Below are 22,677 nucleotides of genomic sequence, written 5' to 3'. Positions count from 1 at the left end.
CCCTCCACACAGAAACTTGGGCTGACTTACCCACATAGCGCAACGTCTCCCTGCCTGGCCCTCCCTCGCTGCGCGAGGGTTGGTGTCGGAGGTAGAGATGAAAGCCAAAGACATACTTGGCCGGCGTGGGGAAGATCTTGCTGCCGGCTATCTGGAATTGCAGGGTATGCGGATTGTGGACCGCAACTGGCGCTGCACTGAGGGCGAGATAGACATCGTCGCGCTCGACGGCGACTCACTGGTCGTTGCCGAGGTCAAGACGCGCACGTCACTATACTACGGGCATCCCTTTGAGGCCGTCGGCGTCAGCAAACTGGCCCGGCTGCACCGTTTGGCTGCCGCCTGGTGCCGCGACCACGAGCTGAGGATGCCGTTGCGACGGGTGGACGTTATCGCCGTGGTGGACGACGGCGTTGGCGATCCCGTGGTGGAGCACCTCAAGGGCGTGGGCTAGGTGGGACTGGGCCGGGCCTATTCGGTGGCGCTGGTGGGGCTGAACGGCTACATCGTCGAAGTTGAAGCAGACATCGGCCAGACCCTTCCGGCGTTTGTGATTCTGGGCTTGCCGGACGCGAGCCTTAACGAGGCCAAGGAACGGATCCGCTCGGCTGCGCAGAATTCCGGTATTCCACTCAGCAGGCGGAAGATCACGGCCAATCTGATTCCTGCCTCACTGCCCAAGCGCGGCTCGGGCTTCGACCTTGCGATCACCATGTCTGTCCTCAGGGCAGCCAATGACATCAAGAGCACTGAGCGGACCGTGTTCATTTCCGAGCTGGGTCTCGATGGCCGGCTTCGGCCTGTTCGCGGGATCCTGCCTGCTGTGATGGCCGCTGTCCAGGCGGGGTATCCGGATATTGTGGTGGCGCAGGCAAATGCGGCCGAGGCCGGGCTCGTGCCCGGCGCACGTGTCAGAGGGTACAGAACACTTGCACGTCTTGCCTTCGATTACGGGGCTGATCCCCAGGAACTTGCCTTGGATTTCGAACCGGAGGACGAGGAGCCCTGCGACCCCGAGGACGCTGCCCGGCCGGTGCCTGACATGAGTGACGTATCCGGGCAAGGGGATGCGCGGCGTGCGTTGGAGGTCGCTGCGGCCGGCGCTCACCATCTACTCCTGACAGGCCCGCCGGGCGCGGGTAAGACCATGCTTGCAGAGCGGCTTCCCGGGCTTCTTCCCGATCTTGGGGACACAGAGGCGATGGAGGTGACCGCCATCCACTCGCTGTGCTCCCTACCCTCAGCTTCAGTGCAGCTTGTCCGCAGGCCGCCGTTCGAGAATCCCCACCACAGTGCCACGTCGGCCGCAATCATAGGCGGAGGCTCCGGCCTGCCTCGGCCCGGCGCGGCCTCACGAGCCCATCGGGGAGTGCTTTTCCTTGACGAAGCGCCTGAGTATGAGCGCCGCGTCCTGGATGCGCTGCGGCAGCCGCTGGAGAGCGGTGAACTTGTCATCCACCGTTCCGCAGGCACGGCCGCCTACCCCGCCCGTTTCCAGTTGGTACTGGCTTCCAATCCCTGCCCCTGCGGCAAGGCATCGGGGAAAGGACTGGACTGTACGTGCACACCGATGATGAGGCGGCGCTACGTGGCGAGGATGTCAGGCCCACTCCTTGACCGCGTGGACATCCAGCTGGAGGTCGAACGGGTCTCCCTTGCGGAGTTTGGACAGTCCGGAGGAGAAGAAGACACCAGGACCATTGCCGCGCGTGTTGAGGCTGCCCGCAACAGGCAGTCGGAGCGGCTCCTGCCTTTTGGTATGGAGACAAATTCACAGGTGCCGGGCCGCGTACTGCGGGGAATCCTGCGGTTGCCGGCGCCCACAACGCGCATTTTGGACCATTCGCTTGAACGCGGTGTCTTGACTGCACGGGGTTACGACCGGGTCCTCCGCCTCGCGTGGACTCTTGCCGATCTCGGAGAACGAGGCAGTCCCGATTCCAATGACATCGGACAGGCACTCGCTTTGCGGCAGGCAGCCACGTCGGCTGCGGCGTGAGAGGAAAACATGACAGACAAAGAGCGTACGGCCAGGGCGGCACTGTCCAGGCTGATGGAGCCTCAGGATGCGGCTGGTATGGCACTGGTCAGCGTAGTTGGGGCAACAGATGCCCTGCTGATCGCCACAGGCCAGATAGCAGCCGGGCAGGAACTTGAGCGCGATATCACAACGGTACTTGCGGACAGCGGCGGTGGAACCAAATGGCCAGGGCTCGGAGCGGCGCTGAAACGCTGGGCCCCTCGGATACCGGATCTGGCACCGGAACGGGACCTTGCAACCATGCAACGCCTGGGAGGACGCATGATCATTCCCGGCGATGATCTCTGGCCGAGGCAATTGGAGGATCTGGGTATTCATCAGCCGCTGTGTCTCTGGTGGAGGGGTCTGGAACAACCGCTGCCACCAGCCGCAATGTCCGTGGCCCTGGTAGGTTCCCGCGACAGCACCAGTTATGGCGCATCGGTGACCGGCGACCTCGCCTATTCTTTGGCCCAACGAGGTTTCACCATCGTGTCAGGCGGTGCATACGGTATCGACGCCCATGCTCATCGGGGCGCACTTAGCGGAGGAACAGCAGCAATTCCCACTATCGCAGTGATGGCAGGAGGCGTTGACCGGTTCTATCCATCCGGCAACGAGGACCTGCTGAGGGCGGTAGCAAACCAAGGTGCTGTGCTTGCCGAGGTTCCGCCCGGTTCCGCCCCCACCAGGTACCGTTTCCTCCAGCGGAACCGGCTCATCGCCGCGTTGACCGCCGTCACTGTGGTGGTTGAAGCGAGGTGGCGCTCCGGAGCGCTCAATACAGCCCACCATGCCGAGAGCCTTGGAAGGGTCGTCGGAGCCGTTCCCGGCTCTGTGCACAGTGCAAACTCTGCTGGCTGCCATCGCCTCCTCAGGGAGGGCGGTGCCGTGTGCGTCACGGACGCCGGCGAAGTGGCAGAATTAGCGGGCCCCAGCGGAAGCTCTCTGCCGGAAGAGCCGCGTGGCGCAGCGGCGGACCATGACGGCCTGACGCTTGAAGACCTGATCCTTCTGGATGCGCTTCCGTTGCGCTCCACCAGTTCGGTGGAAAAGCTTACCGGCGTCGCCGGTCTGGGCATCGAATCGGTCCGTGCCGGCTTGGGGCGACTTGGTCTCCTTGGACTCGCCGTATCTGAGGGTGGAGGCTGGAAGCGGTCAAAGAAATCATGCTGATCACGCTTGACCCTTGCAGCTGCACAGCGTCTGCTGCCGGGATAAGGTGATAACCAACTGATGCAGCCGTGAAGGAAATATTCCCGAAGGGGATGAGCCCATACCCGTGACTGGGGGACTCGCCGCAGGCCTGCTTGATCGGGGAGCAAATGGTGGGAAAGTGAAGGCGTGAAGACCCAAAACCTGCCCTCCTCCCTTGCCGGTGCTGCCGACAGCTTCGGCAAGTACCTGGTGGGGGAGCGGGCACGGTCGCCGCATACGGTCCGGGCTTATCTTTCAGACCTGGATAGCCTTCTTGTCCACGTTGTATCGGAAGGCATCAGCAGTCCGCAGGAAATAGAGCTTGGGACGCTGCGCCGGTGGCTGGGCGCTCAGAGTGAAGCCGGGATATCACGGTCAACCCTCGCGCGGCGGGCAGCCACCGCGCGGGCTTTTACTGCCTGGGCGCTGCGCGAGGAGTTGATCGCTGTCGATCCGGCTCTCAGACTCAAAGCGCCAAAGCGGGAAGGATCTCTCCCGGGCGTCCTCAACCAGCAACAGATCACCCGGATTCTGGCGGATCTGGAAGCCGCTGCAGCGGCCGGTGATTCGGTCCCGTTAAGGAACCGCGCCATGGTGGAACTGCTTTATGCAACGGGGGTGCGGGTGGGAGAACTCGCCGGCATGGACATCGACGATCTCGATCCGGACAGGAGGACACTGCGCGTCCTCGGTAAAGGCAATAAAGAGCGCACCGTTCCCTACGGATTGCCGGCGGCTGTCGCCGTGGATGATTGGCTACGCCGCGGGAGGCCAAGGCTGGCCACAGAAGTCAGCGGCCCGGCGCTCTTCCTGGGCCTGCGGGGAAAAAGGGTTGACCAGCGCCAGGTGCGGGCGGTCGTTGAGGGCCTGTTGGAGGCACTGGGCGATACGTCGGCAACCGGGCCCCATGCCTTGCGTCACTCGGCCGCCACCCATTTACTCGACGGCGGCGCCGATCTGCGGGCCGTCCAGGAGATACTCGGCCACAGCAGCCTTGCCACCACGCAGATCTATACCCACGTCTCAGTGGACCGCTTACGGAAAAGCTATCTTCAGGCCCATCCCCGCGCCTGAACCATTGTTCTTCGAATTGCACTGGCGTAATTAGGCGTGGTACGGCACAATAAGACTCACGTCGGCGACTCTCAACTGATGCTTGAAGCTAACAATCGGGTATCTATTGAAACCGACGTTGTCCTGAAAATTTCATAAGTCTGGCAAGGATCACCCGCACTACGCGGTAACCGGGCAGCGGACACACATCCAGGCAGAGGTCGTTGGGGAAGACGTACCTACAGCTATGGAGGATGGAATGTCTGTTGCAATGACCCGCGGTGTGTTGTTCATTCACTCGGCCCCGACTGCCCTGTGCCCGCACGTTGAGTGGGCTATCGGGTCAGTTGTGGACAAGCGAACGGACCTGGAGTGGACTGCTCAGCCTGCTGCGCCCGGAATGTTCCGGGCGGAGTTGTCGTGGACGGGCAACCAGGGGACTGGTGCCCAGCTGGCTTCTGCCCTGCGCGGATGGGCGCATCTGCGCTATGAAGTTACCGAAGAGCCCAGCCCTGGTGTCGACGGCGGGCGCTGGTCGCACACTCCGGAGCTCGGCATCTTCCACGCTATGACGGACGTTCACGGCAACATCATGGTCTCTGAAGACCGCATCCGTTACGCCTACGAATCAGGCGCCGGCGATCCTTCCGCCGTCTACCACGAGCTGTCCTTGGCACTTGGCGAGGCCTGGGATGAGGAACTGGAACCCTTCAGGCATGCCGCGGAAGGTGCCCCCGTCCGCTGGCTGCATCAGGTCGGCTAAAAAGCAGCCTGGTCTGTCCGCTGACGAACGCGCCGAAAGCCGACCGAAGTCAGAGTCCATCCAACACGCCTCCACTGATTGACGACCTTCCATAGCAAAGAAGTGGCCCCCGCCGGAGTGAACTTGCTCCGCGGGGGCCATTTCTGCGTTGGCAGTGGATCCGTGCCAGGCGCGCCGGTACTAAACGCTGCGGACTGCGATGACCGCGTTGTGGCCGCCGAAACCGAAGGAGTTACTCAATGCAACGATGTTCCCGGAAGGGAGATCACGCGCGGTGGTCACGACGTCGAGCGGGATTTCAGGATCCTGGTTTTCAAGGTTGATCGTCACCGGCGCCTTCCGATCGTAGATAGCGAGCACTGTCAGCACCGCCTCAACCGCACCTGAGGCCCCCAGGAGGTGCCCCATCTGGGACTTGGTGGCGGAGACCGCCACGTTGTCCACGTGGGAGCCCAGGGCGGCCTTGAGCGCGGTGTACTCGGGCTTGTCGCCCACGGGAGTGGAGGTGGCGTGGGCATTCACGTGGACTACGTCCGATGCCTGCACCCGGCCGTCAAACATCGCTGCCTTCAAGGCGCGGGTTGCGCCAAGGCCTTCAGGGTCCGGGGCAGTGATGTGGTACGCGTCAGCCGTTACTGACGTGCCTGCGAGCTCCGCATAAATGCGTGCGCCGCGGGCAAGCGCGTGTTCTTCGGCTTCGAGGACAATGGCGCCGGCGCCCTCACCCATGACAAAGCCGTCCCGGTCCTTGTCGTACGGGCGGGAGGCACCCTCAGGGTTTTCATTCCGGCGGGACAGTGCCTGCATGGAGGAGAAGGCCGCGATCGGCATCGGGTGGATGGCAGCTTCCGCACCGCCGCAGACGACGACGTCTGCCTTGCCGGAACGGATCAGTTCGAGGCCAAGGTGCAAGGCTTCCGTTCCGGAAGCGCATGCTGAGACAGGAGTGTGGGCGCCTGCACGGGCACCGAGGTCAAGGCTCACTGCTGCGGCCACTCCATTGGGCATCAGCATCGGAACTGTCATGGGAAGAACGCGTCGGGGACCTTTTTCACGCAGTGTGTCCCAGGCGTCGAGCAGGGTCCAGACTCCGCCAATGCCTGTAGCAAAGGCAACCGCGAGCCGGTCGTGGTCAACTTCGGTGATCCCGGAATCGCCCCAGGCCTCACGGGCAGCGATGACGCCGAACTGGGTGGACGGGTCCATCCGCTTCGCTTCAACCCGGGCGAGAACGTCCAGGGCGGGGGTGGATGCCCGGGCGGCAAAGTGAACAGGGAGCTCAAACTTGGCCACCCAGTCATCTTCGAGGGTGCGGGCTCCGGAGACGCCCTTCAGCGCATTCGTCCACATCGTGGGTACGTCGCCGCCGATGGGCGTGGTGGCACCCAGACCGGTAATGACTACTTTGCGTGTCATGGGATCACTCTCTGTCGGTGCTTGCCGCGCCCTCCGCTGGTGGCCGGGAGGCTGCGCGGGGGCGTGCGTAAGGATCTATCGAAAACTTGGAACTTCGTTGGGCTGCCGGTCCCGGCGGCGGAAATCGCCGGACCGGGACCAGCGGCCCCTCAGGCTTGGAGCCTGAAGCCCGGACTAGGCCTGGGCGTTGGAGATGAAGCTGACGGCGTCGCCAACGGTCTTGAGGTTCTTGACCTCTTCGTCCGGGATGCGTACGCCGAACTTCTCTTCGGCGTTGACCACGATGGTCATCATGGAGATGGAGTCGATGTCCAGGTCCTCGGTAAAGGACTTGTCCAGCTCTACTGCCTCAGTAGCCAGGCCGGTTTCTTCGTTGACGATTTCAGCCAGGCCGGCCAGGATCTCTTCGTTGCTAGCCATTGATGGCTCCTTTTCTTGTGTTGCCGGCGGTTACCGGAAATGGTGCAAACCGCGGATACGGCTTGGTGTGGAAAAATGCGTGCTTCTCAGAACGTATTCAGTTATTGGATCGCTGACCGTAGGACCGGTGCCTATGGCAGCACGACCACCTGGGCGCCAAAGACAAGGCCGGCGCCGAAGCCGATCTGCAGGGCGAGCCCGCCGCTCAGGGCAGGGTTTTCCTTGAGTAGCCTGTGGGTGGCCAGGGGGATGGATGCGGCAGAGGTGTTTCCGGCTTCAGCGATGTCCCGGGCGACGGTGACCGTCTCGGGGAGTTTGAGCTTCTTCACCATCTCATCGATGATCCGCATGTTCGCCTGGTGGGGTACGAAGGCCACAAGGTCATCTGCCGTGACGCCTGCGGCGTCGAGCGCTTGCTGGGCTACTTTGGCCATCTCCCAAACAGCCCAGCGGAAGACTGTCTGGCCGTCCTGGCGGAGAGTGGGCCAGATGGCTGCTTCCGTTACAGCTGCCTCGGCGGTGCTCAAGGCCGTGAGCGTGACGTTTCCATGGGTGGTGTTCCCTTGGGAGCGGACCCCTGAGGCCAATCCCTGCGGGTCGAGTGCCTGGTCCCGGGCTTCATTGAGGGAATGGGTCATGCCGATGGCGTCCCACTTGCTGCCATCTGAACCCCAGACGGAAGGGCCGATACCGGGAGAGTCCGACGGGCCGATGACAACGGCGCCGGCGCCATCACCGAGCAGGAACGAAATGGTGCGCTCGGTGTTGTCGATAACGTCCGAGAGTTTTTCCGCACCGACCACCAGCACGTAGTCTGCGGCTCCGGACCTGACAAGGGCATCACCTTGGGCTATGCCATAGCAGTAGCCGGCACAGGCTGCGGAGATATCGAACGCCGGAGCGGGCGTGGCTCCGATCCGATCTGCAAGGCTCGCTGCCGCAGAAGGAGTCGCGTAGGGGTGGGTCACAGTGGAAACGATCACCGCGCCCAACTGGGAGGCATCGATGCCGGCCTTCTGGAGGGCCTCGCGGGCCGCGCCCTCCGCCATGTCAATTACGCTGACATCAGCGGCTGCACGATGCCGGGTGACGATGCCTGTACGCTGACGGATCCATTCGTCCGAGGAGTCGATCCACTGGCAGACGTCGTCGTTGGTGACGATGACATCCGGACGGTAGGCGCCGAGGCCAAGGATCCTGGTGTTCGCGTTTACGGGTGCCTGTTTGAGAACGGGGACGCTCATGACTGGCCATCCAGTTCTGCGAAGAGGGCAAGGGCAGCGGAGAGATCTTCGGGGGTCTTGACGGCGACTGTTTTGACGCCCGGCATTCCTCGTTTCGCGAGACCAGCAAGGGTCCCGGCGGGGGCAAGTTCGATGACTCCGGTGACACCCCTCTGGACGAGGGATTCCATGCACAGGTCCCAGCGGACCGGTCGGGATACCTGGGCGATAAGGCTCTCCACTGCCGCGGAGCCTTCCGTTACTGCCTGGCCGTCAAAGTTGGAGAGGAGCGGCACCTGGGGGTTCTGCGGGGACAGGGTCGGCTTCAAGGCCTCCAGCGCGCTCACAGCGGGTGACATGTGCGAGGTATGGAAGGCTCCGGCAACCTTCAGGGGGATGACCCGCGCCTTGGCCGGTGGGTTGTCCGCGAGAAACTTCAGCTGATCGAATGTGCCAGCTGCAACAGTCTGGCCGGCTCCGTTGACGTTGGCAGGTGTTGCCCCCGAGGCTTCGATGGCAGCGAGGACCTCGGCGGGATCGCCGCCCACAACAGCACTCATGCCGGTGGGGGTGACGGCCGCAGCCGAAGCCATGCTGTTGGCACGCTCGCGGACGAAGGTCATGGCCTCGGCCTCAGTGACGACGCCGGCAAGGGCGGAAGCGGTGATCTCTCCCACGGAGTGGCCGGCCAGGACCACCGGGAGAGTGCTCAGTTCGACGTCGAACAGGGACTTTGCTGCCACCAGGCCGGCGGCCACAATCAAAGGCTGCGCAACAGCAGTATCTTTGATCGTCTCTTCGTCAGAGGTGGTTCCATGGGCGGTGAGGTCGATGCCTGCGATTTCACTCAGGGCGGCCAGATGGCCTGCCACGGAAGGCAGTTCCAGCCAAGGGGCCAGAAAACCAGGGGTCTGGGAGCCCTGTCCAGGGCAGACGATTGCAAGCACGTATCCAGCTTTCCAAATTACCGAGCGATTCAGCGGTGCATTGATGCACCAAGCTCCATGGGTCAGTTTGTAGGAAGTCTACAACGGTTCAGTTGTTGTTTCGGGATGGCTGGCGTTCCGTGGCAGGCTTCGGAGGGGCGGACAAACGGCCTACAACCAGCGCCGCCTGGAGAACGAAAGCCTCCCGGGGGAGGAGCGGATCCCATCCTGTGACATCACACACCCGCTTCAGACGGTAACGGACGGTGTTGGCATGAACGAAGAGTTCCCGGGCTGTTGCCTCCAACGAATGCCCTAGTTCCAAATACGTTCCCAGCGTCTCCACGAGGCCGTTGGAAGCGGCCACCAGGGGTCTGTAGATGTTTTTCACGAGGCACCTGCGTGCCGCATCGTCGCCGGAAATGACCCGTTCGGGCAGCAGATCATCGGCGGCGACGGGCCGGGGGGCCGAGGGCCAGGCTCGCGCAGCGGTCAATCCGGCAAAGGCGGACTGGGCAGAGCCGCTCGCTTCCAGCAGCGAACCGGCTTCGGGCCCGTAGACCACAGGGCCCGGCGCGAACAGCTCGCTGAGCTTCTGGTAAGCGGACTCCCTGTCTTGCAAACCGCCCAGGATCAGGATCAGGCGGTCTCCCTGAATCCCTACGAGTGCGTCCTCGGCAAAGCGGCCAGCGGTCCGGCGCAGTTCACTCACATAGCTCGCGCTGGGCTCGGATGGCGAGTTTCCAACCATTACCGTGAACCGTTCCTGGGCTTTCCAGCCCAGGGCAGCGATCCTGGATCTCAATGCGTCCGTGTTTTCCCCGCGAAGGATGGCATCAACAATCAGTGCTTCAAGGCGGGTATCCCAGGAACCACGGGATTCAGCGGCGCGGGCGTAGACGTCGGCGGCTGCAAAGGCCACTTCACGGGAATAGCGCAGCACAGCTTCACGCAGGGAAGGCTGATCCGCCTCCGGTGCGATCACCGGCACCTGGTCCTCGACTACCTCAACCACGATGCGGATCAGCTGGAGGGCCTTTTGCAGGCTGATCGAGCGGGTGAGTTCGGTGGGTGCTGTCCCGAAGACGTCAGAAAGAATCCACGACGGCGAACTCGGCCTTTCGTACCAGGTCACGAACGCTGCGATACCGTTCTGGGCGACCATGCCGAGGGCGGACCGCTCATCCGAGCTGAGCCTGCTGTACCAAGGAAGCGATTTTTCCAGTTGGCGCAAAGTGGTGGTGGACAGCTGGCCCACGCTTGCCCGCAGTTTTTTAAGCGTTTCGGTCTTTTCCGGGCTGAGGGCCCGTGACGCAGGTTTGCGCTTTGGGGGAGTTGGGTTTGGCTCTGCCATGCAACGAGCATACGGTGCGCGCCGGACAAGCTCCATTTGTGCAAAGGCTACAAACCGCCTTTAGACCCAAGAACGACGACGGCGGTCCCCACCGAAAGGTGGGAACCGCCGTCGCCATGGCAATGCTCAATGCAAGTGCTGTCCGGGGCTAGGAGTCTCCTCCAGCGTTACCGGTGCTGCCGGCATTGACGTTGTGCAGGCGGTACTTCTCGATTGCCTGAGCGGGCGCTCCGGCATCCACTTCTCCGCGGCGGGCCAGCATCTCAAGGGAGCGGACAACCACTGAATGGGTGTCGTTCTTGAAGAAGCGGCGTGCTGCCGCACGGGTGTCCGAGAAACCGAACCCGTCAGCCCCGAGCGAAGCGAACTCGTTCGGAAGGAACTGGCGGATCTGGTCCGGGACGGCCTTCATGTAGTCGGTAACGGCGACAATCGGTCCGGTGGCCCCGGCCAGTTGCTGCGCCACGAAAGGTGTCCTCGCGGGCTGGCCCGGATTCAGGAACGCCTCTTCTTCGGCGGCAAGGCCGTCGCGGCGGAGTTCGTTCCAGGACGTAACAGACCAGACATCGGCGGAAACGCCCCAGTCCTCGGCAAGAATCCGCTGGGCGTCCAGAGCCCAGGGAACCGACACGCCCGAGGCCAGGATCTGGGTCCGGGGACCGTCGATCTTCGCCGGTGCCAGCAGGTAGATGCCCTTGAGGAGTCCTTCGACGTCCAGTTCTTCGGGTTCAGCAGGCTGCAGGATGGGCTCGTTGTACACCGTGAGGTAGTACATGAGGTTCCGGTCGCCGCTGTTCTCGCCGTACATCCGCTCGAGGCCGTCACGGACGATATGGCCCATTTCGTAACCGTAAGCGGGGTCATAGGTGACCACAGCGGGGTTTGTGGAGGCGAGAATCGGAGAGTGTCCGTCAGCGTGCTGGAGGCCTTCACCGGTAAGGGTGGTGCGGCCAGCCGTGGCGCCGATGATGAAACCACGCGTCATCTGGTCAGCCGCTGCCCAGAAAGCATCGCCTGTCCGCTGGAAACCGAACATTGAGTAGAACACGTATACCGGTATCAGCGGCTGGCCGTGGGTGGCGTAGGCGGTTCCGGCTGCTGTGAACGCCGCCACTGCTCCGGCTTCGTTAATGCCCGGGTGGATCAGCTGCCCGGCAGGAGACTCCTTGTAAGCCAGGACGAGGTCCCGGTCCACGGAAAGATAGTTTTGGCCCTTGGGGTTGTAGATCTTAGCAGTCGGGAAGAAGGCGTCCATGCCGAAGGTACGCGCCTCATCGGGGATGATCGGCACAATCCTCTGGCCGAATTCCTTATCCCTCATGAGGTCCTTGAGCAGCCGGACGAACGCCATGGTGGTGGCCGCCATTTGCTTACCCGAACCGCGCTTGGCCACTTCATAGGCCTTGGTATCCGGAAGCTTGACGTCCACGTGCTCGGACCGCCGCTCGGGAACAGATCCGCCCAGGGCAGCCCGTCGCTCCATCAGGTACTTGATTTCGGGGGCTTCGGTACCGGGGTGGAAATACGGCGGCTGGTACGGGTCGCCCTCAAGCTGGTCGTCCGTGATGGGGATCCGAAGGTGGTCGCGGAACGCCTTGAGATCATCCAGGGTGAGTTTCTTCATCTGGTGAGTCGCGTTGCGGCCTTCGAAGTGCGGTCCAAGACCGTATCCCTTAACCGTCTTGGCCAGGATGACGGTTGGCTTGCCCTTGAATTCAGTGGCGGCCTTGTACGCGGCGTAGACCTTGCGGTAGTCGTGCCCGCCGCGCTTGAGGTTCCAGATGTCGTCATCGCTCAGGTCCGCGACCAAGTCCTTCGTCTGCGGAGTCTTACCGAAGAAGTGCTCGCGCACGAACCCGCCGGATTCGGCCTTGTACGTCTGGTAGTCGCCGTCGGCGGTTTCGTTCATGATCTTCACGAGCGACCCGTCCGAGTCGCGCGTCAGCAGGTCATCCCACTCGCGGCCCCAGACCACCTTGATGACGTTCCAGCCCGCGCCACGGAAGAAGGCTTCGAGTTCCTGCATGATCTTGCCGTTGCCGCGGACCGGCCCGTCAAGGCGCTGCAGGTTGCAGTTGATGACGAAGTTCAGGTTGTCCAGGTTCTCGTTCGCTGCCAACTGCAGCAGGCCGCGGGACTCAGGCTCGTCCATCTCGCCGTCGCCCAGGAATGCCCAGACCTGCTGGTCTGAGGTGTCCTTGAAGCCGCGGTTGTGCAGGTACCGGTTGGACTGGGCCTGGTAAATCGCATTCATGGGGCCAATGCCCATGGACACAGTGGGGAATTCCCAGAAGTCAGGCATCAGCCTGGGGTGAGGATAGGAGGAGAGGGCATGTCCCTCACGGGACTTTTCCTGCCTGAACCCGTCGAGGTCCTTCTCGCTGAGCCGGCCCTCCATAAAGGCGCGGGCGTACATTCCCGGGGAAGCGTGTCCCTGAAAAAACACCTGGTCCCCTCCGCCGGGATGGTCCTTGCCGCGGAAGAAGTGGTTGAACCCCACCTCATACAGGGTCGCAGCGCCGGCATAGGTGGAGATGTGCCCGCCAACGCCGATATTGGGGCGCTGGGAACGGTGCACCATCACTGCTGCATTCCAGCGCATGTACGCCCGGTAGCGGCGTTCGTACTCCTCGTTCCCCGGGAATTCTGCTTCCTGGTCCACCGGGATGGTGTTCACATAGTCCGTGGTGGTAACCATCGGAACCCCGACGCTCTGAGCGCCGGCACGCTGCAACAGACTGCGCATGATGTACTGGGCACGCTCGGTGCCCTGTTCCCTGATCAGCGAGTCGAGGGACTCAATCCATTCGGCGGTCTCATCCGGATCACGATCAGGCAGCTGGTTAGTCAACCCGCTGAGGATATGGGAGGTATCTTCTCCTGCAGCCACGTCCAACCTCTCTTTGCGCGCATTCAGCGGCGCCCTCAGGTCCGGCAGGGTAACTGCCTGGCGTGAACGCGACGTGTGCGACGTATCGGTAACATCAGCCCGGTCATGTGCGCCGGGCAGGGGTCCTATCACGTCTATGACCACACATAAAGCCAGAGCGGTTGCCCCGCAGGCATAGACGTCATCAGCAACTCTAACTCCGACCGCGATGCGATGCGTAGCCGCCTGCTTTACACCGCTGTCGTATTTCGCCGTCATACTGGTTGTGTGACAATCCGTCGGGTAGCCTCAGCGGATCCGGCGTGCCCGTTAGCGCAGAAATTGCGGGGCCACGGAGTCAACAGCTTGATGCACAGGCACAAAGGGTGTTGGCTTGTACTAATGGAGGTCGCCTGACTTTTATGCAATCAAGAGTATTGGAGGAACACGTGAGCGAGGCCGACGCCGCCACTTCGGTAAATGTGGCGGAAAAATTGGGTTTCAAAAACGGGGATCTGATTCAGGAGTTCGGCTACGACGACGACGTCGACTTCGACTTGCGTGACGATATTGAAGACCTCACGGGCTCGGAACTCCTTGATGAAGATGACCACGACGTTGTTGATGCCGCCATTCTTTGGTGGAGGGCCGACGACGGCGACCTCGTGGACACTCTCGTCGAACCCCTGACCACCCTCTCCGAGGGCGGCGCCATTTGGGTTCTGACACCGAAATCCGGCCGGCCCGGCTACGTGTCTCCTGCAGACATCCAGGATGCTGCCCCCACTGCCGGCCTTCACGTCACTACGTCAGCCGGTGTGTCCAAGGATTGGAGCGCCACCCGGTTGGTGACCAGGAAGAATAAGTGACCCTGCCCGTTCAGGCCACAGCAGAACATGCACTTGTTCCCGCCGTCGGCCAGCCGGCTCCGGATTTCGAACTGGTCAATCAGTTCGGTGAGCCTGTCCGGCTCTCTGCATTGCGTGGCCAAAACGTTGTTGTGATTTTTTATCCTTTTGCGTTTTCCGGGATCTGTACACAAGAGCTGTGTGAGATCCGGGACAACCTCGCTGCGTTTGAAGAGACGAACGCAACCGTGCTGGCAGTATCTGTCGACAGTAAGTTCACGCTTCGTGCCTATGCAGAGGCGGAAGCCTACGGCTTCAGCCTTCTGGCAGACTTCTGGCCTCACGGGGCGGTGGCACAGCAGTATGGCGTGTTTGACGCCGTGAAGGGGATGGCTTTGCGCGGCACTTTCATCATCGACGCGCACGGCGTGATCCAATACGTCATCGTCAATCCCCGGGGACAAGCCCGGGACGTGGCCGAGTATCGTGAGGCCTTGGCCGGACTGGCCAGATAGCTGAATTCGATGAGGCAGCGGCGGCCGGGGATCGGGATGACTGGGTTTGCAATCGTGCCCTCTGTTCCTGCCGCAGGCCCCGCCCCTGATCAGCTGGAAATACTCAAGGCAATAGCGGGTCTCCTTGCCGGCACCCGGTTTGCAATGCTCACCGGAGCCGGATTGAGTACAGATTCCGGAATTCCGGATTACCGCGGCCCAGGTTCGCCTCCCCGTGAACCCATGACGTACCAGGAGTTCGTAGGGGATCACCACAACCGTCAGCGCTATTGGGCACGCAACCACATCGGCTGGTCCCATCTGAAGCGCGCGGATCCAAACCCCGGACACCTGGCCGTCACCGCTCTTGAACAGCGTGGGCTGTTGACGGGCCTCATTACCCAGAACGTTGACCGCCTGCACGAAGACGCCGGGACCGTCAATGTGGTTGACCTGCACGGCCGCTTTGACCAGGTTGTCTGCCTCTCATGCTCCCGCCGCTACAGCAGGAAACTTGTGGCGGGCGTGCTTGAAGAACTCAATCCGGGATTCCTTGAGGAAGCTCTTGCAGCAGGAGTGGTCGAGATAGCGCCTGACGCTGACGCTGAAGTGGACGACCTCCGGCTGATCGAGAGTTTTGTGATCGCCAACTGCCCTGCCTGCGGTGGGCTGCTGAAGCCCGACTTCGTCTATTTTGGCGAGAATGTTCCGAAGGAAATCGTGGAACAGGCTTATGCGATGGTGGACGAAGGCGAAGCGCTTGTTGTCGCAGGATCCTCGCTGACCGTTATGAGCGGCTTGCGGTTCGTTCGCCATGCAGCGAAGCAGGGGAAACCGGTAATTATCATCAACCGGGGTGAAACCCGCGGGGATAACCTGGCAACCATAAAGCTCGAAGCCGGCGTAAGTCAGTCACTGACGTGGCTCGCGGCCAATCTTTCCCCGCCATAGGGACCGGCGACTACAGGACAGCGAAGGCGATTGGCTTTCTCCGCCCAGGTTCGGGTAGAGTCTATGTTCGTTGGTTGGACGCACGACATCGTTCAAACCAAGCGATGGGTCTTTAGCTCAGCTGGTAGAGCGCCACGTTTACACCGTGGATGTCATCGGTTCGATCCCGGTAGGACCCACCACAGGAAACCCCGTCATTCTGGTTTATTTGGCCAGAGTGGCGGGGTTTCTCGCGTGCCGCTGATTGTCGTACCCTCGCTATAACTTGGGCCGATGGAACACGTAGTAGTACGCCTGACCCCCAACGGTCATCCAGCGGCTGTAGTCAGGAGTGGCCGCGAGTGGACCGTCGCCGCCGACTGCGTCCGGTGGTTTGAGCGGACGAACTGGTGGGAGGCCGAGCGGAGAATGCCAAAGGGGCTGAGCCGGATGGATGTCGAGGTGTGGCAGATCCAGGCGAGGCTGGGCGGGAATTGTTCGTCTCCGTTGACCACCATGGAGCTGATCCGCGACGGATTGGGTGGAGGTTGGCGGGTTCGCTCGGCGGTGGCGGCCTAGGGGGAGCCGTCGTCGCCGGGAGGGCAGTCGGCAGTCATCGCAAGAATCAGCGCTAACCCAAGAATTGGATAAGCCCTCCACCGCGGCTATTGGGGGATGCCGCGGTGGAAGGCTTGACATGAATATACCGTGAAGCGTTGGAAAAGCGAAACAGCTCGTAACTTTTACGGAAACTTCAGGGCAACGTCTGTGTCCCCATCCTGGCGAGGGCTCGCCGAAGTTGGCCACCCATAGGGCCGGCGTATAAGCCATACAGCAGGAGTGCCCAACTCGCTTTAGCACTAGGATGTTTAGTGTTCAGCTGAATGAACAGAGGGCTGAAACAAGCGGTATCGAGCTAAGGAGAATCATGGTGGATTCCCGAACTTCCCGTTCGTCTGAGGGAGCAGGAAGCGCGTCTCCCGCCCCGGCTGTCACGCGGGCGTCGGCCGTCCTGGACGCTTTGGCGGCGTCGGCCACTGGTCGGCTGACACTAAGTGATCTGGCCCGTGAGCTGGCTATCCCGAAATCATCAACCTCCAACCTCCTCCTTGCCTTGGAGGAGGCGCGCCTCGTGAGCAGGCAGGGCCAGGATTTTGCCTTGGGACGCAAGCTCGTGGAGCTGGGCGCCGCCTACCTGAGCCGGCTGGACGAGGTGCAGGAGTTCTACCGCTACTGCGAACAGGCTCCCACGCTGTCTGGTGAGACGGTACGGATCGCAATGCTTGAGGGAATGAACGTCATCTACCTTGCACGCTACGAAGGTCATCCCGCCGTACGCCTGACGTCCAACATCGGCGACAAGATGCCTGTCTCCCTCTGTGCGGTGGGGAAAGTCCTTATTGCCCGCCTCCACGATCACGACCTGGCAGAGAAGTTCCCGGACGACTTGCAATTGCCCGTAATGACACCCAAGTCACTGCGCACCGGAGCGGAGTTGAAGGCCCAGATCCGGCAAATCCGTGAACAGGGCTACGCCTTCGAGGACGAGGAGTCAACAACCGGGGTGGTCTGCCTTGCTGTGGCTGTGCCTACCCGTGGAGCTCATGGGCCCAGCCTTGGACTTTCAGTCACGGCACTGAAAGCCACCTATTCGCCGGAACAGGGCGCCCAAATGGTAAAGGAGTTGCAGGAGCTGGCCCATTCCCTGGGTAATCCCATGGGGTAGGGGTGACCAGGTGAGCCCTGGCAGCTGATTCGGCCTCCGAGGGTCATATGCATCCCTTCCTGTGACACATGGAAAATTCTCCTTGGCCGAGCGTTCACTATGTTGTACTGTGTTCACCATAGTGATCAGCACTGCGGTGCTGGGCTATCCCGCCAGACCAACGGGGGTCTGGAGTGTTCATAAGGGAGTGCTTGTGACAACTCGTACTGAATTACCGCTGGCTGACGAGGACGGCGCCGTCGTCGAACCGGAACAGCTGCGAAGGGCAACTCTTGCCAGCTCCGTGGGCTCCGCACTTGAGTACTACGACTTCTATATCTACGGCCTGGCTTCAGCCCTGATTTTTGGGCCCTTGTTCTTCAAGCCTCTTGGAGCTGAGGGTGCGCTGATTGCGTCATTCGCTACATACGGTGTTGGGTTCGCAGCCCGGCCCTTCGGTGGGGTCATCTTCGGCTACATCGGGGACCGCTTCGGCCGGAAGATGGTCCTGATCCTGACCATCGGCCTTATGGGAGCAGCGAGCTTCGCCATCGGGCTACTGCCTACCTTTGAACAGGCGGGAATGCTGGGTGCGGTTCTCCTTGTAACCCTGCGAATCCTCCAGGGACTTGGTGCGGGCGCAGAGCAGGCGGGAGCCACTACGCTCATCTCGGAAGTTGCACCGCGGCGGCGTCGTGGTTTCTTCGCCTCCCTTCCATTCGTCGGCATCCAGCTCGGCACACTGCTCGGCGCCGGTACGTTTGCCCTGATCGCGATGGCAGACAAGGCCGTTCTTGAAGGCTGGCTGTGGCGCGTTCCGTTCCTGGCCAGCATCCTGTTGATTGCTGTTGCTATCTTCATCCGGTTGCGACTGAAGGAAACACCGGTCTTCCAGGAGCTGGAAAAGCACAAGAATGTTGTCAAAAACCCCGTGGGCGAGCTCTGGAAGCACTCAAAAAAGAATGTGCTGATCGGTATCGGGCTGCGGATGGGTGAGAATGGAAACTCCTCGATCTACTCAGCGCTGCTGGTCGCCTTCCTCGCAGCTCCGGCCGGAGTGTTCCCGGGAGACAAGTTCATTGGTCCCGTTGGCCTCCTCATCGCCGCAGGCTTCGCCGCCGTTATGGTGGTTACGTTCGGTGCCCTGTCCGACCGTTTCGGACGAGTGCCCGTTTACCGCTACGGTGCCCTCTTCCAGGCTCTCATTGCCTTCCCGGCCTTCTACCTGGTCACCCTTGGCAACGTAACGCTCGTCTGGGTCGTCATGGTGGTGGGCATCGCACTCGGCGTGCAGTCGATGCTCGGCCCGCAGTGCCCGCTCCTGCCGGAACTGTTCGGATCCCAGTACCGTTTCACCGGCGTTGCCATGAGCCGTGAGCTTTCCGCAGTGCTGGCCGGCGGTCTCGTTCCCCTGGTTGGCGCCGCCCTTCTTGCGGCCACCGGATACTCGTGGCTCGTTCTGGCTATCTACTCGGGAGTGCTGGCGCTGATCTCCTTTGCCACTACCTTCTTCACTCCGGAAACCAGAGGGCGGGACCTCCTGCTCGTCGAGGACGCCAGCTAGGCCACGTACTTCACAACTCCTCGTTGTCTGTAGCAAAAGGCGGCCCTTCTCAGAGGGCCGCCTTTTGTTTGAGAACACCGACTTAACGTCAAATAGTACGAACGATAGATTCAATCTTTCCGGTATACGGAAACGTGGCTGCGGGAGTCGGCAGTGAATTCGCTGCGGTCCCAGTCCGCCCATCTCGATTCGAGCTCAAATCCAGTCAGCCGCGCCATAAGATCGAGCTCGCTGGGCCAGATGTACCGGTGTGGTGTCCGTGCGATCTTTGCATCACGCCCTTCCGACAGTTCGGGGCCGAACTGCACATGGTGGGAGACAACGTGCTGGCGTAACACGTCGTAGGTATCTACCAGAAGGTATCCGGGCTGACTCACCTCGACTGTCGCGCCGTGTCCGGGCGGCAGCGAACGCAGTTGCGGCACCCAGAGCTCAATAACGAAGCGTCCGCCGGGGGCCAGATGACGGGCGGCGTTCTGGAAACACCGGACCTGTTCGTCCTGAGTAAGGAGATTGGAGATGGTGTTGAACACCAGAAAAGCCAGCGAAAAGTCCTCGCCCGCCGATGCGTCGGTCATGTCGCCCTGAACAACGGGAATGCGCTCCTCGCCAACCTTTTCACGTAGCCGGGAGATCATTGCGTGGGACAGCTCGACGCCGGTGACCTGGACCCCCGCTTCTACCAAGGGAATGGCGACACGCCCCGTGCCAATGGCGAACTCGACTGCCGGACCGTCGCCTGCGAGCTTCGACAGAACCTCTATCGTGGGCCTAAGAACTTCGGGGGAGAACATTCCCTCCCCCGGGGTGTCGTACCCTTTCGCGACATGATGGTCCCAAAGCTGTTGCTGATTAACCATGCCGCCACTATTGCACATGGGTGGGAAGTAGCGGGCGGTAAATCAGCTCCAAAACGGGCAATTTGCGAATCCTGGTTACACTTTCCCGGTTGCCGGACATTAACCGGGCATGAGCTTACAAACGCATCTGGGGGATCGCGTGGACCTGGAAAGACAAAAGCGGTTTACGGCGGCTCACGCAGCCTGCCACGACCGCATATACCGATACTTCCGCCGGCGAACTGAGAATCCTTCTACTGCCGAGGACCTCTGCGCGGAAGTATTCCGGATCGTGTGGGAGAAATCCAGGCACGAGGACGAACTGTCTGTCATGGTCCTCTTCGGGGTGGCACGCAACGTTCTGCGGAATCACATGAGGTCTGCAGCCCGCTCAGCCAACCTCCTGTCTTCCTTGTATCTGGAACGGGCAGAGCAGGCGGTCGATGATGACGTGACAGTCCGTGATGCGTTGGAGCTGCTGAAACCGGATGAACGCGAAGTCCTATTGCTGACGTACTGGGATGGCTTCAGTTCCGGTGAGGTATCAAACCTCCTGAATATCAGTGCCACAGCCATAAGGATGCGGCTTCACCGTGCCCGCAAGGCGCTCGGTCAGCTGCTTCAGACCGAACGAGAGTCAGAGGAGTTCCAACGATGAAGGACATTTCCGCCGCCGATCTGGAACGCTTACTCATGGCTGATCCTGCATTGGACATCACTGACTCCGAGTTGGCCCGGAGCCGGGCCAGAAGTCTTTCGTTCCGGGAATCGGATGCTACCCATATCTTTGTTGGCGATCCGGAGGACGATTCGCACACCCTCCGGCTCAAACGCCGGCGAGTAGCCGGAGGGTTCCTGGCAGTTGCCGCGGTAGCGGCAGCCGTCTTCACTGCAAGCTACCTCCAGCCCCCGCCCGTCGCGGCACCAGCGGCCACGATGGAGGCTCCTCCCTTGAATCCCGCTCCATCTGCTGCCGCCCCTGATCCCGGTCAAAACCCTCCCGCCGGACCGTTCCACGACTTATTCGCCGAAGCAGACGAAGTGCTCGTCCTGGAGGCATTGCCCACTTCCAGGAATTTAGGTGACCGGATCGGGGTCGAACCGGTGGATGTACGGCAGGTGTTGAAAGGTTCGCGTAGCCTGGGGACCACCTCCGTGGATGTTGCCGCAGTGGAAGACAGGACCGCCAGCGGTACCCTGCTTTGGCAGCACAGCCAGAAAGAAGCGCCCATGACGTACCTCGGGTTCTTTGCCCTTGGCGCCGACGGTGAGATGCATTTGATGGAGAGAGCACACGCGCTTCTGCAGATCCGGAACATCAGGACGTCCGCCACGACGGACCCCTTCACCGACGAACCGGTGGACATCGGTGATGACCTTCGATCGCGCATAGACGTGGCACCGAAGGGGGACGTGCCCGTGGCCTCTTACACAGGCAGCCTGTCGCCTGAGACCGCTACCGATGTCATCTGGGGCACCGCAGGAGAAGGTGGGTCCAGGGAGGGACTGGTGCGCGGCCATATTTCCGCCGCTGAAGCGTGCTTTACCTTTGAAAACAGCACAGAGAAGGTGTATCTGCGCTGGCCCGCGGGGTTCACCGCCGCCGTCAGGCCACTACCAGTGGATGCGGAAGGCCGCGGTTCCTATCGCGGAGCAAATCAAGCCGACACATCAGTCATTCTCAATGAATGGGGATTCATCTCGATGACAGACGGTGAACCGCGGCCGTTGGTCAAGGGGCAGTTGACTGTCGAAACTGCATCCTGTGCCGGTGAGACGCTCCCGGTCTTCGATGTCATGCCGGAACGCGTAGGGGGCAGCCCGTACCAGAAGGGCCGCGGCGTCGTGCTGCCAACGCCTTAATTTCCGGGAATCTGCCTCTTGGGACTCAGTAAAAGTGCACGGTATCAACAAGGTGGGGGAGTTCCCCGCCGTCGAGGTAGGTGCGCAGGTTGCTGCAGAAGCGCTGGGCGATGAGCCGGTTCTCAGCGGCGCTGAGTGCGGAGGTATGGGGGGAAACCATAACTTTCGGGTGGTTCCACAGTGGACTCTCCTGCGGGAGAGGCTCGACGGCGAAGACGTCCAGGCAAGCATAGGAAACCTGGCCGTTGTTCAGGGCTTCAAGCAGGGCGTCCTCGTCCACCACTGTCCCGCGTCCCACGTTGATGAACACACTGCCGGGCTTCATGGCCGAGAAAACCTCCCGGTTGAAGAGCTTCTCAGTGTAGGGAGTGCCCGGCAGGGTGTTGACGACGGCGTCTGCCGAAGCCACAAGCCTGGCAAGGCCGCTGTTGTCTGCTACTTCATCAATTCCGTCGATGGGTGCCACGGAGCGCTTGGTGCCGCTGACCTTCATGCCCAGGGCCCGGGCGATCCTGGCCGTCTCAAGTCCGATCTCACCCAGTCCTGCGACCACCAGCTGCGAGCCATTGACCAAGCGGGTGGGAATTCGGAGTTCAGGCCATGCTTTGACAGCCTGGTCCTGCGCCAGTTCAGCGCTGCGTTTGAATCCGTTGAGGATGCCGAGGGCAGCGAATTCCGCGAGGGGCAAGGCGTGTACGCCGGCAGAGGTTGTGACCTGGAACTTCTGGAGTGTCTGACTGTCCAGTCCCGAGGCCTTGACTGCACCTCCTGCCCCCGCGGCCATGGCATGGATCCACTGCAGATGGGGGTTGCTGCCGGCGATTCTGGCCAGGCCGCTGGCGCTTTCGTTGGGAAAGCCGTACAGGACCTGGGCCTTGTTGAGCATCGCCCAATAGCGTTCTTCCTGCTCCGGGGTCCGCTGGAAGTCCGGGTCGCCTGAATGGTCGGCCGGGAAACGCTCCGGGGGAAGGAGGTCGGGTTCATACAGCACAGTCACAGTGGGATCTACGGCGCGGATCCGCTCCACATGCTCAGCTTCGAGCGGGACAGCGATCGCGACGATGGTTTCAGCAGGGGTCATGTGTTCATCATACTGAATTCAGTCAAGAGTACTGAACACCTGCGCCAAGGAAGTCGTCAGCTTACGGCAGTCTTAGCTGCTGCTCACGGGGAAAGCGTCGGGGCGGTCAGAA

The 22,677-nt window shown here is 61.6% G+C and carries 21 protein-coding genes and 1 tRNA gene; 14 read left to right on the top strand and 8 right to left on the bottom strand.

Annotation, left to right across the window (positions count from 1 at the left end; translation table 11 throughout):
• Positions 1-97: 97 nt before the first annotated feature.
• The 5 genes from RIN13_RS00860 (at position 98) to RIN13_RS00840 (ending at position 5,033) form a co-directional block, all read left to right on the top strand.
• On the top strand, positions 98-454 hold the full coding sequence (locus RIN13_RS00860; protein WP_309105435.1) for a YraN family protein: 357 nt from the start codon (positions 98-100) through the stop codon (positions 452-454).
• Positions 455-1,999, top strand: coding sequence for a YifB family Mg chelatase-like AAA ATPase (locus RIN13_RS00855; RefSeq protein ID WP_309105434.1), 1,545 nt, complete (start codon positions 455-457; stop codon positions 1,997-1,999).
• 9 nt (positions 2,000-2,008) lie between these two features.
• On the top strand, positions 2,009-3,196 hold the full coding sequence (dprA, locus tag RIN13_RS00850; protein ID WP_309105433.1) for a DNA-processing protein DprA: 1,188 nt from the start codon (positions 2,009-2,011) through the stop codon (positions 3,194-3,196).
• Positions 3,197-3,364: 168 nt separating this feature from the next.
• Positions 3,365-4,291 carry a tyrosine recombinase XerC gene (locus RIN13_RS00845; protein WP_309105432.1) on the top strand — a complete coding sequence of 309 codons (927 nt, stop codon included), beginning with the start codon at positions 3,365-3,367 and terminating at the stop codon, positions 4,289-4,291.
• Positions 4,292-4,529: 238 nt separating this feature from the next.
• Complete coding sequence (locus RIN13_RS00840) at positions 4,530-5,033, top strand: DUF3145 domain-containing protein (protein ID WP_247045687.1); 504 nt, start codon at positions 4,530-4,532, stop codon at positions 5,031-5,033.
• 180 nt (positions 5,034-5,213) lie between these two features.
• Here the strand turns inward: RIN13_RS00840 and RIN13_RS00835 are convergent, their stop codons facing one another.
• The 6 genes from RIN13_RS00835 to aceE form a co-directional block, all read right to left on the bottom strand.
• On the bottom strand, positions 5,214-6,449 hold the full coding sequence (locus RIN13_RS00835) for a beta-ketoacyl-[acyl-carrier-protein] synthase II (protein WP_309105431.1): 1,236 nt from the start codon (positions 6,447-6,449) through the stop codon (positions 5,214-5,216).
• Positions 6,450-6,623: 174 nt separating this feature from the next.
• Positions 6,624-6,869: an acyl carrier protein gene (locus tag RIN13_RS00830; protein WP_214840220.1), complete on the bottom strand. Its 246-nt coding sequence runs from the start codon at positions 6,867-6,869 to the stop codon at positions 6,624-6,626.
• A 131-nt stretch (positions 6,870-7,000) separates the two neighbouring features.
• The gene (locus RIN13_RS00825) at positions 7,001-8,113 is read right to left on the bottom strand and encodes a beta-ketoacyl-ACP synthase III (protein WP_309105430.1); all 1,113 of its coding nucleotides are present in this window, start codon (positions 8,111-8,113) and stop codon (positions 7,001-7,003) included.
• Positions 8,110-9,039 carry an ACP S-malonyltransferase gene (locus tag RIN13_RS00820; RefSeq protein WP_309105429.1) on the bottom strand — a complete coding sequence of 310 codons (930 nt, stop codon included), beginning with the start codon at positions 9,037-9,039 and terminating at the stop codon, positions 8,110-8,112. Before RIN13_RS00820 ends, RIN13_RS00825 begins: the two co-directional genes overlap by 4 nt.
• A gap of 88 nt (positions 9,040-9,127) precedes the next feature.
• Positions 9,128-10,372, bottom strand: a complete 1,245-nt coding sequence (locus tag RIN13_RS00815; protein ID WP_309105428.1) for a helix-turn-helix domain-containing protein — start codon at positions 10,370-10,372, stop codon at positions 9,128-9,130.
• A gap of 148 nt (positions 10,373-10,520) precedes the next feature.
• On the bottom strand, positions 10,521-13,262 hold the full coding sequence (aceE, locus tag RIN13_RS00810) for a pyruvate dehydrogenase (acetyl-transferring), homodimeric type (protein WP_309105500.1): 2,742 nt from the start codon (positions 13,260-13,262) through the stop codon (positions 10,521-10,523).
• 428 nt (positions 13,263-13,690) lie between these two features.
• Here aceE and RIN13_RS00805 point away from each other — a divergent pair, with 428 nt between their 5' ends.
• The 7 genes from RIN13_RS00805 (at position 13,691) to RIN13_RS00775 (ending at position 18,782) form a co-directional block, all read left to right on the top strand.
• A complete protein-coding gene (locus RIN13_RS00805; RefSeq protein WP_309105427.1) occupies positions 13,691-14,110 on the top strand; it encodes a DUF3052 domain-containing protein in 420 nt (139 codons plus the stop codon).
• Between the two features lie 2 nt (positions 14,111-14,112).
• Complete coding sequence (locus RIN13_RS00800; RefSeq protein WP_375164637.1) at positions 14,113-14,604, top strand: peroxiredoxin; 492 nt, start codon at positions 14,113-14,115, stop codon at positions 14,602-14,604.
• A gap of 9 nt (positions 14,605-14,613) precedes the next feature.
• Complete coding sequence (locus tag RIN13_RS00795; RefSeq protein ID WP_309105425.1) at positions 14,614-15,534, top strand: NAD-dependent protein deacetylase; 921 nt, start codon at positions 14,614-14,616, stop codon at positions 15,532-15,534.
• Positions 15,535-15,640: 106 nt separating this feature from the next.
• Positions 15,641-15,716 (top strand) — tRNA-Val (locus RIN13_RS00790).
• Positions 15,717-15,807: 91 nt separating this feature from the next.
• Positions 15,808-16,092, top strand: a complete 285-nt coding sequence (locus tag RIN13_RS00785) for a hypothetical protein (RefSeq protein ID WP_309105424.1) — start codon at positions 15,808-15,810, stop codon at positions 16,090-16,092.
• A 349-nt stretch (positions 16,093-16,441) separates the two neighbouring features.
• The gene (locus RIN13_RS00780; protein WP_309105423.1) at positions 16,442-17,239 is read left to right on the top strand and encodes an IclR family transcriptional regulator; all 798 of its coding nucleotides are present in this window, start codon (positions 16,442-16,444) and stop codon (positions 17,237-17,239) included.
• A 193-nt stretch (positions 17,240-17,432) separates the two neighbouring features.
• Positions 17,433-18,782: an MFS transporter gene (locus RIN13_RS00775; protein ID WP_309105422.1), complete on the top strand. Its 1,350-nt coding sequence runs from the start codon at positions 17,433-17,435 to the stop codon at positions 18,780-18,782.
• Between the two features lie 110 nt (positions 18,783-18,892).
• Here RIN13_RS00775 and RIN13_RS00770 read toward each other — a convergent pair whose 3' ends face one another.
• Positions 18,893-19,642, bottom strand: coding sequence for a class I SAM-dependent methyltransferase (locus tag RIN13_RS00770; protein WP_309105421.1), 750 nt, complete (start codon positions 19,640-19,642; stop codon positions 18,893-18,895).
• 109 nt (positions 19,643-19,751) lie between these two features.
• Here RIN13_RS00770 and RIN13_RS00765 point away from each other — a divergent pair, with 109 nt between their 5' ends.
• Together RIN13_RS00765 and RIN13_RS00760 are read left to right on the top strand one after the other, a co-directional pair.
• Positions 19,752-20,279 carry an RNA polymerase sigma factor gene (locus RIN13_RS00765; RefSeq protein WP_309105420.1) on the top strand — a complete coding sequence of 176 codons (528 nt, stop codon included), beginning with the start codon at positions 19,752-19,754 and terminating at the stop codon, positions 20,277-20,279.
• Positions 20,276-21,484, top strand: a complete 1,209-nt coding sequence (locus tag RIN13_RS00760; RefSeq protein WP_309105419.1) for a hypothetical protein — start codon at positions 20,276-20,278, stop codon at positions 21,482-21,484. Before RIN13_RS00765 ends, RIN13_RS00760 begins: the two co-directional genes overlap by 4 nt.
• A gap of 25 nt (positions 21,485-21,509) precedes the next feature.
• Here the strand turns inward: RIN13_RS00760 and RIN13_RS00755 are convergent, their stop codons facing one another.
• The gene (locus RIN13_RS00755; RefSeq protein WP_309105418.1) at positions 21,510-22,565 is read right to left on the bottom strand and encodes a D-2-hydroxyacid dehydrogenase; all 1,056 of its coding nucleotides are present in this window, start codon (positions 22,563-22,565) and stop codon (positions 21,510-21,512) included.
• Between the last annotated feature and the right edge of the window lie 112 nt (positions 22,566-22,677).

Origin of the sequence: Arthrobacter sp. (assembly GCF_031179985.1) — a bacterium.
In the GTDB taxonomy this organism is placed as follows: domain Bacteria; phylum Actinomycetota; class Actinomycetes; order Actinomycetales; family Micrococcaceae; genus Arthrobacter.
This window is presented reverse-complemented; position numbering and strand designations above follow the sequence as displayed.